Raw genomic sequence first — 12,822 nt, 5'->3', positions numbered from 1 at the left:
TAAAATACCATTAATATGCAAGCTACACCTGATTTAGTGAAAGATATTTACCTGATTCGCCACGGTGAGACGGAATACAATCGCAAAAGGGTCGTGCAAGGAAGTGGGATTGATGCGGATTTAAATGATTTAGGCCAAAAACAAGCTGCCGCCTTCTTCGCTCACTACCAAGATCTTCCGATCGATAAAATTTATACCTCCGTTTTACGAAGAACGCATCAATCCGTAAAGGGCTTTATCGAGAAAGGCTTGCCTTGGGAGCAATACGAAGGCCTAAATGAAATTTCCTGGGGGAATAAAGAAGGGAAATCGCCTAATACAGAAGACGATCTTTACTATAAAAATCTGACGAAAACCTGGCGCGAAGGCCATGTCCACGTGCAATCAGAGGAGGGCGAAAGTCCAGTAGAAGTGTTAGAACGTCAAAAACCAGTCATTGACTTGATTCTTTCTCGACCAGAGGAGAATACCATTTTAGTGGCCATGCATGGGCGTGCCATGCGGGTTTTACTCACCCATTTATTTAACGCACCGCTCCACCATATGGATCATTATGCACACCAAAATCTGTGCCTATACCACATACAATACGATTATACGGCTCAAGAGTTTCGCCTAGTAAAAGGCAATTGTGTGATTCACCTAGACGACTTACCCGAGTCTATGTAATATGTCTCAAAATCGCATGTATTGGATTTTTCAATCCGGCGGATGGTTCGCATGGGCGCTTAATGAGGCTGTTTTGTACACTAATCAGTATGGCTGGCACTGGGCCTGGTTATATGTATCCGTAGCAAATATCATGTTAGCTATTTTTTTAACCCACCAATATAAGCTCATTACGAAACAATATACCTGGCAGGACTTACCTCGTTTTGCGATGCTACGCAACCATTTTATAGCGCTAATCAGTATGGCCGCGTGTCTAGTTGCACTCAATCTACCGCTCGACCAATACCTGCTGGGGGATAATTTCGAGGTGCAAATCAGCCCATTTATCATCACCCAGTATCTCTTTAATTTCATGAAGCCGCTGGCGATGTGGATGCTGATCTATTTCTTCTTCCAATATTCGAAGAAACAGGTGGCCATGGAACGCGAAAAAAATCAGTTAGAGCGCGCAATTCAGGAGACGGAGGGAAAAGTTTTACGGGCTCAGATGAATCCTCATTTTGTCTTTAATGCCCTAAATAGCATCCGCGCTTTAATCACAGAAGATCCGAATAAGGCCAAAAAAGGAATCAACCAACTCTCCAAGCTGCTCCGCAGTTCCTTATTAACGGAACGCAAGAAAACGATTTCCATCGCTGAAGAGCTAGAGACCATTCTTGACTATTTACATCTCGAAAAGATTCGCTATGAAGAACGACTAGTTTGGAAAGTGGACGTTTCGAAAGAAATACTTCCAGCACAAATTCCTCCCATGTTATTACAAACACTGGTAGAAAATGCCATTAAGCACGGAATTGCACACTCGGCGAAAGAAGGTTTGATTCAGATTAAAGGAAAAAGAGATCAAACGCAGATTCAATTGCAAGTAATCAACCCGGGTAATTTAAAAACGCTGGGCGAAAGTACCGGAATCGGTTTAGTTAATTCCCAAAATCGTTTAAACCTATTGTTCGGAGAGACCGCTCATATTGACATAAAACCTTTGGACAAAAATCACGTCCTCTCTTCCGTTAGCATTCCGTATATTACTGAAACAATAGCCTAAATCCCATGAGAGCCATCATCGTAGACGACGAACGTCTTGCCAGAAATGAACTGAAGCGTTTATTAGAAAATTTCCCTTCCATCGAAGTGATCGGCGAGGCTTCGAATACGGACGAGGCGAGTCAGCTAATCGAAGAATTACAGCCCGATGTGGCCTTTTTAGATATTCAAATGCCGGGTAAAACCGGATTTGAATGGCTGGAAGAATGGGATGGTTTTCTGCCTGAAATTATATTCACCACGGCTTTTGACGAATATGCGCTAAAGGCTTTCGAAGTAAATGCATTGGATTATGTATTAAAACCTGTCGAATTAACGCGTTTAAGTGAAAGTATCCAAAAATTAGAATCGCGTTTTCAGCGTCCTACTGCTAATGAAAAATCGGTATCGGCGAGTCACATTTTAGGAGGCAATGATCAGATCTTTGTGAAAGACGGCGAAAAATGTTGGTTTGTGCGCTTAGATCGCGTGCGATTATGCGAATCGATGGGCAATTATGTGCGTTTGTTTTTTGATGATCAAAAACCGCTAGTGCTTAAATCTCTCAATTCTTTAGAGGAGCGATTAGACCCCAAATTATTCTTCCGTTGCAACCGAAAACATATCGTCAATCTAAACTTTATTGAGAAGATCGAACCTTGGTTTTCTGGTGGTTTACAGGTGACATTAAAGGGAGAAAAAGCAGGGAAAATTGAGATTTCTCGCCGTCAATCCATTCGATTTAAGGAGCTTTTGTCGCTTTAGTTCTCTCTGGAGCTTCCCCTAATAAGAATCCGTAGGGTTCAAGACTCGGGATAGAATCGAAAATCACTTTCATTACCGCAGTTAAAGGAAGAGCTAATATCAATCCCGGAATTCCCCAAAGTAATTCCCCACAAAGTAACGCGAGCATAGCCACCATCGGATTCATACTCACTTTAGATCCCACCACTAAGGGGGTAATGAAATTAGCTTCTATAAATTGTGCAGCTGCTACCCAAGCCACCACCGCTAACGCATGAGACGGACTCAAAGTCACTAGACTTAATAAAATAGGTAATAGCGCTCCTATCCAAATACCTATGTAAGGAATCAATAATAAGATACCGGTCAAAAACCCGAAAAATACTGGATACTCCACTCCAATCCACCAGAATCCAAGCGAATTCACTACTCCCACAATTAACATAACTACAATTAAACCTACTAAATACCCTTGCACCACAGAACCCGTTTTCTCCATCACATTCGTTAAAACTTGTCCCTCCGTTTTAGGGAAAACTTTTTGCAAAAAACGCTCAAAGAAATCCCGGTAGAACAAAAAGAAAAACGTAAATACAGGTACAAGAATCATAGCCGTAATGGCATGAATCGCCGTTGAAAAAGTCGTACTAATAATTACCCCTGAATTCTTCAAAAGAGCCATCAGCTCATTACTTAATTCTAACATCTGCTTCCTACGTGAGATATTAAAATTCGCAGAAATAAAGGATTGAAGGCTGGATACCCATTTTTCAGTTTTTTTAGCAAAGAGCGGAAATTCAGAAGAGAACTCCATAATTTGAATGCCGGCGATGAAAAGCAAGGACGAAATCAAGGTAAATGTGAGCAGAATGGCGATGAAGATGGCGAGGGCGCGCGGAAAACCTTTGGCCTCCATAAATTTACTTGCAGGTAAAAGTAGTAAGGCTAATACTAAAGCAAAAGAAAGCAAAATCAACAGATCCTGTAATAAATAGGCCGCAGCTATAATTAAGGCTATCGATAATAATGTGCCTGATAGTCGGGCAGAATAAGCGGTGTTGTTTGGCATATTAATAAATTAACAATTACATAACATACATATTTCTATATTTGTGGGGTAATCCGTTCAAAACCTATGGCACAAACCTCTAAAGCATTTAAAATTCTACTAGTAGATGATGATGCAGACATTTTGGAGTTATTGGAATACAATTTACTAAAAGAAAACTTCCTTTTAGCAAAAGCGACGAACGGAAAAGAGGCCATCGCTGTAGCGAAGACTTTCCAACCTCATTTAATCATCATGGATGTGATGATGCCAGAAATGGATGGAATCGAAGCTGCCCGTCAAATCAAATCAAATCCTGAATTCAAAAATACACTCATCCTGTTCCTAACGGCACGTGGAGAAGAGTATACAGAGATTGCCGCTTTTGAGAGTGGTGCGACGGATTATGTGGTTAAACCCATCAAATTACGTGCGCTTATCAGCCGTATCAATGCCTTATTAACACGCGAACCTGCGGTACCAGAATCGAAAAATGACCGTATCTCCATCGGGGATTTAGTCATTGACAGAGTTCAATATGCCGCTACATTCCAAGGTCGTGCGCTAATTTTGCCTAAAAAAGAATTTGAATTACTTTCTTTCTTAGCGAAAAACCCGAACAAGGTTTTCAATCGTGATGAATTATTGGAGAAGGTTTGGGGAGCGGATGTATTTGTGGTGGAACGCACCGTGGATGTACATATCCGTAAATTGCGCGAGAAAATTCCTGAATATTATATCAAGACTTTGAAGGGTGTAGGCTATTTATTTTCAATCGAGAAGGCCTAATTGCCCATTTTTAGGTAAATTGCATCCTACATGATGCGCCTAATTTCCACCTGTATTTTTTGCCTTTTATCTATCTGTCTTTTAGCAGATGGTCCTAAACGGGAGTTAAGAGGAGTTTGGGTGGCTACCGTTCAAAACATCGACTGGCCTAGTCCGCGCAATTACGACGGGACAAAACAAAAAACCGAATTTATTGATCTATTGAATTCCCATCAAAAAACAGGAATAAACGCGCTGTTTGTCCAAATCAGAACCGCATCAGATGCCCTCTATGCTAAGAGCGCGGAACCTTGGACCACTTATCTTTCTGGGAAGCAAGGACAGGCGCCTAGCCCCTATTATGATCCGTTGGAATTCATGATCGATCAAACTCATGCCAGAGGGATGGAATTTCACGCCTGGTTAAATTTGAATCGGGCGACGATGTCGTCTCATTCTCTTTTGAGTTCGGAACATGTGGCTAGAAAACATCCTGAATGGCTTTTGTCCTATAATGGTCAGTTACTTTTTGATTTTGGAATTCCGGCCGTGCGGCATTATATCGCAGGATTAGTGCGGAATATTATTCAAAACTACGATGTGGATGGCATTCATTTCGACGACTATTTTTATCCCTATCCAGATCCTAAATCAAAAATGCAGGATAAGGATACCTACGAAAAATACCGTCTTCCAGGCGAGACAATCGACGACTGGAGGCGACGAAATACGAGTGCCTTAATTCAAGAGATTTCAGAGACAATCCGAAAGACGAATCCAAAAATCAAGTTTGGAATTAGTCCTTTCGGGATTTGGCGACATAAGAAAAATGATCCAGTGAACGGTTCCCCTACTTCGCGGGGCTTGCAGTCTTATGATGATTTATACGCTGATACGGACCATTGGTTAAAACAAGGTTGGTTAGATTACATTGCTCCACAACTTTATTGGGATACCTCCCACCGAGTTGCGCCATTTAAACCTTTAGCGGAATGGTGGAACGAGCACTCGTATGGAAAGCCGGTTTATTTCGGAATGGCGTCGTATCATTTAGGCGATGTTTGGACGAATAAAGAGATGAAAAAGCAGGTGGAGATTAGCCGAAGTATGCCCAATGGACAAGGATTAGTCTTTTATAGTTCGACATCCTTGACTAAAAATACGAAGGCTTTTAGGGATACTTTGCGCGCTAATTATTTCGCTACGCCTGCGCTAATTCCTACTAGTCCGTGGTTAGATAGCATAGCCCCGCATGCGCCCACGCAAGTATTTTTAGCCAATAAAAAACTAAAATGGGATGCAGGAGAAGAATCAGATGACGGCGACCCTGTTGCTTATTATGTGGTTTATCGCATTCCTAAGCAGGACAAAAAATACCTAGATGATCCTAAAAACATCATTTTCAAAGGAAAGGCAAATGAAGTAACTTTGAAACAAGATGACCTCCTACCGGGTTATGGATTTACCGTGACGGCCTTTGATCGACTACACAATGAAAGTCGACCGAGTGCCGTTCAGTGGATAAAACAGGCGATTAACGATTAAATGACGCATTATGCATTTAAAAATTAAAGAGATTACAGACGAGACGATCGATACGAAGACGATCCATTTTTGGCAACCGATTCATGATGCTTTGCATTATCTCTCGGGTCAATTCTTAACCGTTATTCCGGAAATCGAGGGTAAAAAAGTGCGTAGAAGTTATAGCTTATCATCCTCGTCTAAAACGGATATGTCGCCAGCTATCACGGTAAAACGCATCGAAGGAGGATTGGTGTCTAACTTTCTATGCGATACGTTAAAAGAAGGCGATAGCCTTGAGGTATTGGAACCGATGGGGAATTTTTCCGTGGAACCAAATCCCTCTGATTCTAAAAGCTACGTGTTCGTAGGTGCTGGATCAGGTATTACACCCCTGCTTTCGATGATTAAAACCATCCTTCATGGGGAGCCTTTGTCGAAGGTTCATCTGATTTATGGTTCGCGCCACGAGGATCAAATCATCTTTAAAAAAGTACTGGATTCGCTGGAAGTATTGCAGGCGAATCGCCTAAAAGTCTTGCACGTCATTTCTCAGCCAGCGGCAAATTGGCCAGGCTTGAAAGGACGCATTAATCAAGCCTCCATCGTCTATTATTTAAAGCAAGAATTAGGTTTAGATATTGCAGCGGCTCATTATTATTTGTGCGGACCACAAGGCATGATGACAGAAGTGCAATCGTCACTAACCATGTTTGATGTGCCTGGGGGACAAATTCACCAAGAATCATTCGGGGTTGTGGCAAGTGAAGAGATGGAGCAAGCGGAAGAGGATGGTTCCTTACAAACACAAGAAGTCACCTTGATTTACGAAGGGAAAGAACATAAAATAACGGTTCAGCCCAGCGAAACCATCTTAGAGGCGGCATTAGAAGCTGATATTGATATCCCCTATTCCTGCCAAGCGGGCATGTGTACAGCTTGCATGGGTCTTTGCAAAAGTGGAAAAGTGGGCATGGATGAGGAAGACGGTTTAACACCTGGCGAAATCGACAAGGGCTATATTTTAACCTGCGTGGCGCATCCATTGAGTGCAGGCGTAGTGATTGACTTAGATTAATATGAAAAATAGAACATTTTTGCCGACGAATTTTCAATTAAGTACCTGGGAATCCGTATTACCTTATTTCGAGCAATTAAGCGCGACGCAGATTTCAAACATTGCTGATTTGCGTTTATTTTGCCAAAACCGCTCTGAATTAGAATCCTACCTATCGGAAAATTTCGCGTGGCGCTACATTAAGATGTCATGCGATAACCAAAACGAGACCTTACAAACTAGCTACGCGCAGTTTGTGAATGAAATTATGCCCAATGCCTCTGTTTTTGACGATGCCTGGAATAAGAAAGTCATTGAAAGTCCCTTCGTAAGCGAACTGACTGAAACCGGTTTCCCCGTGATGTTACGCGGCATGAAAAAGGCCATTGAGATCTTCCGCGAGGAAAATATTCCTTTGTTCACCGAATTGCAGAATTTAGAAACGAATTATGGAGCCTTAACCGGCGCTTTAATGGTAACGATTAATGGCGAAGAAAAAACGTTGCAACAAGCCGGCGCACTTTTAGAGTCTACGGATCGTGCAGAGCGTGAGTCTGTTTACCGCACCATGGTGGAGAAACGTTTGACCATTAAAAATGAGTTAAACGATTTATATACGTCCTTAATTGAAAAGCGCCATCAGGTGGCTTTAAATTCCGGATTCGAAAATTACCGTGATTACGCTTTCGCTAGTTTAGGTCGTTTTGATTACGGTCCGGCGGAGTGTTTTGAATTCCATGAAGCGGTAGCAGAGACGGTTGTTCCCTTATTGAATGAGGCGGCTGCGAAGCGAAAAGCGGAAATGGGACTAAAGGCGTTGAAACCCTTTGATAAATCAGTGGATCCTTTAGGTCGTGGCCCTTTGAAACCTTTCGAGACTGGTGAGGAATTGCTAGAGAAAACCATCGGTGTTTTTGATGAAATGGATCCTTTCTTGGGCAATTGCTTGAAAGAAATGGTTACCCTAGATCGCTTCGATTTGGATTCACGAAAAGGAAAGAACCCGGGTGGCTATAATTATCCTTTGGAAGAAACGGGCTACCCCTTCATATTTATGAATGCCGCGGGAACGGTGCGCGATGTGGTGACCTTATTACATGAAGGAGGACATGCGGTGCACAGTATTTTGACCAAAGACTTAGCGTTAAATTCCTTCCGTAATTTTCCGTCCGAAGTAGCAGAATTGGCGTCCATGAGTATGGAATTGATGACGATGGACCTTTGGGATAAGTACTTTACCAACCCTGAAGAGGCGAAACGTGCGAAAATTAAACACCTAGAAGATATTTTAGAGACCTTACCTTGGGTGGCAACCATCGATGCATTTCAGCATTGGGTATATGAAAATCCGAGCCATTCCGTCGCACAACGGGAGGAAAAATGGAATGAAATTGTTTCCCGTTTCTCCGATTCGGTCACGGATTGGACTGGTTTAGCGGAGGTGAAATCGAATATTTGGCAGAAGCAATTGCACCTATTCGAAGTGCCGTTCTACTATATTGAATATGCGATTGCACAATTGGGTGCATTGGCGGTTTGGCGTAATTATTGCCAAAATCCGAAAAAAGCACTCGAGCAATATACGGCTGCACTTTCCTTAGGCTATACGCAGCCGATGAAAACAATTTATGCTGCAGCCGGCATCGAATTCAATTTTAGCAAGCCGTATATTCAAGAATTAATGAACTTTTTAGCGGAACAAATTAAAAAAATTGAGGAAAATTAGGGGAACGAAGTCCTATTCCTTATTTTTGCACAGAATTATTACACAGCCATATGAAATTATCAAATTTACTTTCTTTAGTAGCGGTTTTAGCGGTAGCGACGTCATGTGATTACCAAAAAAATAATACCATCAAACAAAAAGACCTACACAAAGGCGATGAGTATGTGTATGGCGTTCACCCGGACAGCGCAGCAGTTCAATCAAAATTGACTTATGATGCAAAGCCTGAATTAGAATTGAAAGCAAATGCGATTCGCGAGAAATTATTCAAAGGAAAAGAGATTAATAAAGGGAACTAATTCCTGAACACATAGATTTTAAGAAGCCGGTTTATCCGGCTTTTTTTATGTCCTTATTCCGCGGGCTAATGCACGAGCATATCTCGCAAGAAAGTCAATTGATAGATTCCCGCCACATAAATCAAAGACCAAATCAGAGAGGAAATTCCCATCAAGAATAGAATTCGAGGGATAGGTACTCTAAACGATAAGGACATTAAGCTCCCGCCGATAGGGGTGAAAATCAAAGGGGTCAACGCGGCAATTCCTTTCATTCCAAAGCGCTGCCAAATGTCAACGGCATAGCGAATGCGTTTAGAGAATAATTTGGGTTTTTTTGTTTGGTATTTTGACACTAAGCCTAAGATCACTTTACCTAAGGTTACAATAATCGTAACGGTTAACATAGCCCCTAACCACGTAAATAGCACGGTTTCATACCAAGTTAAACCTAAACTAAAACCCGTAATAGGTCCAGCAATAAACTTTAGCCCCGTGGCTACCATGACTCCAGAATAAGCTGCCCAAGACATTATTTCGCAGATTGATAGATGGCCTTTCCTTGATCTAAGAAAGTAACGAAGTGATCCACATTCGCATCAAATGCGACTGGTTGCACCATAGGTTTAGCATCCTTATTCGAATCATTGCGTGGATCGAGTAATACATAATGCGGTTGGGCGTTCGAATTGAAGCGGGAGATTTGGAAGTCGAGGTTTTGGTCCCCTAACGTCTTCTTCTCCTGTCCATCTACTTTCGAAGTATACCAAGTAGATGCAGGTAATTCTGTCTTATCATCGCAATACAGAGCCACCACCACATAATCATTTTTTAAACGTTGTAATACCGCCGGATCAGACCAAACATATTCCTCCATCTTCCGGCAATTCACACATCCGTGTCCGGTAAAGTCGATAAACAAGGGCTTATTGGCTTTCAAGGCTGCGGCTTTAGCCTGCTCAAAATCAAAATAGCCATCAAGACCTAAAGGCAATTCTAAGAAATCCCCATACAAGACGTCATTTTTTTGCGCGGAAGGTTCAGTCGCTTGTGACCCCTTAAAATCCTGGGAATTCATCGGTGGCAACCAGCCTGAAAGACCTTTCAATGGCGCCCCAAACATCCCCGGCACTAAATACACCACAAAGGCTAAAACCGCCGTTGCGAACAAGGTGCGCGGAACCGACAGATTCTTCGAAGGCCCATCATGCGGTAAGGAAATCTTGCCGAATAAATACAAGGTCAAAGCCGTAAAGATCGCAATCCAAATCGCTAAGAAAATCTCGCGATCCAAAATATGCCAATGATAAACCTGATCCGCCACACTCAAGAATTTGAAGGCTAAAGCAATCTCCAAGAAACCAAGCACCACTTTCACCTCGTTCATCCAATTACCCGATTTGGGTAATTTCTGCATGAATCCAGGGAAAATCGCAAACAAAGTAAACGGAATCGCAAAGGCTAATGAGAATCCGAGCATCCCAATAATCGGCTTCAAGAAAGCTCCCTGGGAGGCGGCTATTAGAATGGACCCTGCCAGTGGACCTGTACAAGAGAAAGAAACCAGCACTAAAGTGAAGGCCATAAAGAAGACGCCGATGAATCCGCCTTTGTCTGATTTCGCATCGACTGTATTCACTAAGTTCGAAGGTAACACGATTTCAAATGCGCCTAAAAACGATATTCCGAAAAGAATAAAAATCGTAAAGAATAGCATATTCGGGATCCAGTGGGTACTCAAGAAATTTGCAAAACTGGCCCCAGCGAAAAAAGCTAACAGCGTTCCAAAAAACACATAAATCAATACGATAAAGCCGCCATATAAAAAGGCAAGACCTTTACCGCCTTTTTGTTTCGTAAAGAAACTAACGGTCATCGGAATCAAAGGATAAACGCATGGAGTTAATAAAGCTAGAAAACCTGCACCTAAGGCGATCCAGAAGAACATAAATAAAGACTCCTCTTGGGGAATTTCAGCGACTGGGGCAGGAGTAACCTGCGCTGGCTTCGCGACCTCGGTAGCCACTGGCTTTTCAGCTTTGGCTGTATCTTTCACCACAGACGCAACTGCCTTCCCAGCTAAACTAAATACGCCCCTTATCGGAACACAAAGTCCGGAAACGTTCGAGCAAGACTGAGAATCATAAGCCCCTTCTATTTTGTAATCCTCCGCCGTGATTTTAATTTTTTGTCGAAATTCTGCTTGACCCGTAAAATAAGTATAGGTGCCATTCCAAATCTCCGTATCTATTTTCGAGTGGGGATTGATGGCTTTTAATCCTCCGATGGTTTGAAAACCGGCGCCAGATTTAAACGTAACAGTAGTTACGGTGGGACCTAAGTCTTTGTCAAAATCCGACGAATACAAATACCAATCTTTTTCGATAGCTACCTTAAAAACGACGTCGGCCTGTTCCCCTACTTTAGGATTAGCTGGCTTGATAGACCAAGACCATTTAGCGGGGGTAATCTTTTGGGCGAGGGCCGGAATGGCCATAAAAGCGAACAAAAGAAAGGCGATATATTTTAATTTCATGTTTCTATCCAAATGCAAAATCAAAATTAAGAAAAAACAGGAGAAACATACGTGATATTTGTCTTATTATACCGCTTTTTCATTTTTCAATTCGGAGAAAAAAACGTATTTTTGACCTTTCAAATTGTAATCCCGAACCCATTCTATTTTTATGGCATCTACTTTCCCTACACAACGAGATAAAGAGATTTTTGACCTGATTAACCAGGAGGCTCATCGCCAAGAATTTGGCATTGAATTAATCGCCTCGGAAAACTTCACATCCCCTCAGGTGATGGAAGCGCAGGGAAGTGTTTTAACCAATAAATATGCGGAAGGTCTTCCAGGAAAACGTTATTATGGTGGTTGTGAGGTAGTGGATGTGGTGGAAACCTTAGCCATTGAACGTGCGAAGCAACTATTCGGTGCGGTATGGGCAAACGTTCAACCACACTCTGGAGCGCAAGCGAATGCAGCTGTTTTCTTATCATTCTTAAATCCAGGTGATAAAATCTTAGGTTTTGACTTATCCCATGGTGGTCACTTGTCACACGGTTCACCTGTGAATTTTTCAGGTAAATATTTCCAAGCTTTCTTCTACGGCGTAGAAAAAGAGACGGGATTAATCGATTGGGATAAAGTAGAAGCAACAGCGCTTAAAGAAAAACCAAGATTACTTATTTGCGGCGCGTCCGCTTATTCTCGTGATTGGGATTACGCGCGTCTTCGCTCGATCGCAGACAAAATAGGAGCGATCTTATTAGCTGATATTTCTCACCCATCTGCATTAATCGCGAAGGGTTTATTGAATAACCCGGTACAACATTGCCACATCATCACGACGACGACGCACAAAACGCTTCGTGGGCCTCGAGGTGGTTTGATTTTGATGGGGAATGATTTTGAGAATCCATTTGGCTTTAAAACATTAAAAGGGGAGTTGAAAATGATGTCTGCTTGTTTAGATGCTGCCGTATTCCCAGGAACGCAAGGTGGTCCATTAGAGCACGTGATTGCGGCAAAAGCGATTGCGTTTGCAGAGGCTTTGACGCCTACATTTGCAGCCTATGCGAAACAAGTACAGTCGAATGCGCAAGCCATGTCGAAAGCCTTTTTATCTAAAGGTTATGATATCATCTCTGGAGGAACAGATAATCACTTAATGTTAATTGACTTACGTCCGAAAGGCTTAAGCGGTAAATTAGCGGAGAATACGTTAATTCAGGCAGATATTACGATCAATAAAAATATGGTTCCATTCGACGATAAGTCCCCATTCGTTACCTCCGGTATGCGTGTGGGAACAGCGGCGATGACGACACGAGGATTGAAAGAAGGTGATATGACCCAAATCGTGGATATGGTCGACAAGGCCCTAATGAACCACGATAACGAGGCGGTATTGAAATCTATCAAAGGAGAAGTGAATGAGTGGGTGAAGCAATTCCCTTTGTATTTATAAAATAG

General features: G+C 42.3%; 12 protein-coding genes. 9 read left to right on the top strand and 3 right to left on the bottom strand.

Going from position 1 to position 12,822, the window contains the following annotated elements:
- Positions 1 to 15: 15 nt before the first annotated feature.
- Genes ACST14_RS05545 through ACST14_RS05535 form a run of 3 tightly spaced genes read left to right on the top strand, consistent with a single transcriptional unit; the run spans position 16 to position 2,460 of the window.
- Positions 16 to 669, top strand: a complete 654-nt coding sequence (locus ACST14_RS05545; protein ID WP_459461426.1) for a histidine phosphatase family protein — start codon at positions 16 to 18, stop codon at positions 667 to 669.
- A gap of 1 nt (position 670) precedes the next feature.
- Complete coding sequence (locus ACST14_RS05540) at positions 671 to 1,717, top strand: sensor histidine kinase (protein WP_459461424.1); 1,047 nt, start codon at positions 671 to 673, stop codon at positions 1,715 to 1,717.
- A gap of 5 nt (positions 1,718 to 1,722) precedes the next feature.
- The gene (locus tag ACST14_RS05535; protein WP_459461422.1) at positions 1,723 to 2,460 is read left to right on the top strand and encodes a LytR/AlgR family response regulator transcription factor; all 738 of its coding nucleotides are present in this window, start codon (positions 1,723 to 1,725) and stop codon (positions 2,458 to 2,460) included.
- Here the strand turns inward: ACST14_RS05535 and ACST14_RS05530 are convergent.
- Positions 2,438 to 3,508 (bottom strand): AI-2E family transporter, encoded by a 1,071-nt coding sequence (locus tag ACST14_RS05530; RefSeq protein ID WP_459461420.1) that lies wholly within the window; start codon positions 3,506 to 3,508, stop codon positions 2,438 to 2,440. The two genes, ACST14_RS05535 and ACST14_RS05530, sit on opposite strands and share 23 nt — an antisense overlap.
- Positions 3,509 to 3,574: 66 nt before the next feature.
- Here ACST14_RS05530 and ACST14_RS05525 point away from each other — a divergent pair, with 66 nt between their 5' ends.
- The 5 genes from ACST14_RS05525 to ACST14_RS05505 are packed head-to-tail and all read left to right on the top strand — an operon-like array spanning position 3,575 to position 8,861.
- Positions 3,575 to 4,276, top strand: coding sequence for a response regulator transcription factor (locus tag ACST14_RS05525; protein WP_459461418.1), 702 nt, complete (start codon positions 3,575 to 3,577; stop codon positions 4,274 to 4,276).
- A gap of 30 nt (positions 4,277 to 4,306) precedes the next feature.
- Positions 4,307 to 5,800, top strand: a complete 1,494-nt coding sequence (locus ACST14_RS05520; protein WP_459461416.1) for a glycoside hydrolase family 10 protein — start codon at positions 4,307 to 4,309, stop codon at positions 5,798 to 5,800.
- Positions 5,801 to 5,810: 10 nt separating this feature from the next.
- Entirely contained in the window at positions 5,811 to 6,857 is a 1,047-nt protein-coding gene (locus ACST14_RS05515; RefSeq protein WP_459461414.1) for a 2Fe-2S iron-sulfur cluster-binding protein, read from the top strand.
- A gap of 1 nt (position 6,858) precedes the next feature.
- Positions 6,859 to 8,562: a M3 family oligoendopeptidase gene (locus ACST14_RS05510; protein WP_459461412.1), complete on the top strand. Its 1,704-nt coding sequence runs from the start codon at positions 6,859 to 6,861 to the stop codon at positions 8,560 to 8,562.
- Positions 8,563 to 8,612: 50 nt separating this feature from the next.
- Positions 8,613 to 8,861, top strand: a complete 249-nt coding sequence (locus ACST14_RS05505) for a hypothetical protein (RefSeq protein ID WP_459461410.1) — start codon at positions 8,613 to 8,615, stop codon at positions 8,859 to 8,861.
- Between the two features lie 65 nt (positions 8,862 to 8,926).
- Here the strand turns inward: ACST14_RS05505 and ACST14_RS05500 are convergent, their stop codons facing one another.
- Positions 8,927 to 9,373 (bottom strand): hypothetical protein, encoded by a 447-nt coding sequence (locus tag ACST14_RS05500; RefSeq protein WP_459461408.1) that lies wholly within the window; start codon positions 9,371 to 9,373, stop codon positions 8,927 to 8,929.
- Positions 9,373 to 11,376 (bottom strand): protein-disulfide reductase DsbD family protein, encoded by a 2,004-nt coding sequence (locus ACST14_RS05495; RefSeq protein ID WP_459461406.1) that lies wholly within the window; start codon positions 11,374 to 11,376, stop codon positions 9,373 to 9,375. Before ACST14_RS05495 ends, ACST14_RS05500 begins: the two co-directional genes overlap by 1 nt.
- Positions 11,377 to 11,527: 151 nt before the next feature.
- On the opposite strand from ACST14_RS05495, the gene glyA reads away from it, so the two are divergent.
- A complete protein-coding gene (gene glyA / locus ACST14_RS05490) occupies positions 11,528 to 12,817 on the top strand; it encodes a serine hydroxymethyltransferase (protein ID WP_459461404.1) in 1,290 nt (429 codons plus the stop codon).
- Positions 12,818 to 12,822 lie beyond the last annotated feature (5 nt).

The sequence above is a fragment of the Aquirufa sp. A-Brett2-15D genome, assembly GCF_054558735.1.
The sequence above is the reverse complement of the archived record's forward strand: the minus strand, read 5'-3'. Positions and strand labels throughout refer to the sequence as shown.

Bases quoted from the DNA above. Each gene is read 5' to 3' on its own strand.
- ACST14_RS05545 (WP_459461426.1), top strand. From the start codon at position 16: ATGCAAGCTACACCTGATTTAGTGAAAGATATTTACCTGATTCGCCAC.
- ACST14_RS05515 (WP_459461414.1), top strand. From the start codon at position 5,811: ATGCATTTAAAAATTAAAGAGATTACAGACGAGACGATCGATACGAAG.
- ACST14_RS05540 (WP_459461424.1), top strand. From the start codon at position 671: ATGTCTCAAAATCGCATGTATTGGATTTTTCAATCCGGCGGATGGTTC.
- ACST14_RS05505 (WP_459461410.1), top strand. From the start codon at position 8,613: ATGAAATTATCAAATTTACTTTCTTTAGTAGCGGTTTTAGCGGTAGCG.
- ACST14_RS05510 (WP_459461412.1), top strand. From the start codon at position 6,859: ATGAAAAATAGAACATTTTTGCCGACGAATTTTCAATTAAGTACCTGG.
- ACST14_RS05535 (WP_459461422.1), top strand. From the start codon at position 1,723: ATGAGAGCCATCATCGTAGACGACGAACGTCTTGCCAGAAATGAACTG.
- ACST14_RS05520 (WP_459461416.1), top strand. From the start codon at position 4,307: ATGATGCGCCTAATTTCCACCTGTATTTTTTGCCTTTTATCTATCTGT.
- glyA (WP_459461404.1), top strand. From the start codon at position 11,528: ATGGCATCTACTTTCCCTACACAACGAGATAAAGAGATTTTTGACCTG.
- ACST14_RS05500 (WP_459461408.1), bottom strand. From the start codon at position 9,373: ATGTCTTGGGCAGCTTATTCTGGAGTCATGGTAGCCACGGGGCTAAAG.
- ACST14_RS05530 (WP_459461420.1), bottom strand. From the start codon at position 3,508: ATGCCAAACAACACCGCTTATTCTGCCCGACTATCAGGCACATTATTA.
- ACST14_RS05495 (WP_459461406.1), bottom strand. From the start codon at position 11,376: ATGAAATTAAAATATATCGCCTTTCTTTTGTTCGCTTTTATGGCCATT.
- ACST14_RS05525 (WP_459461418.1), top strand. From the start codon at position 3,575: ATGGCACAAACCTCTAAAGCATTTAAAATTCTACTAGTAGATGATGAT.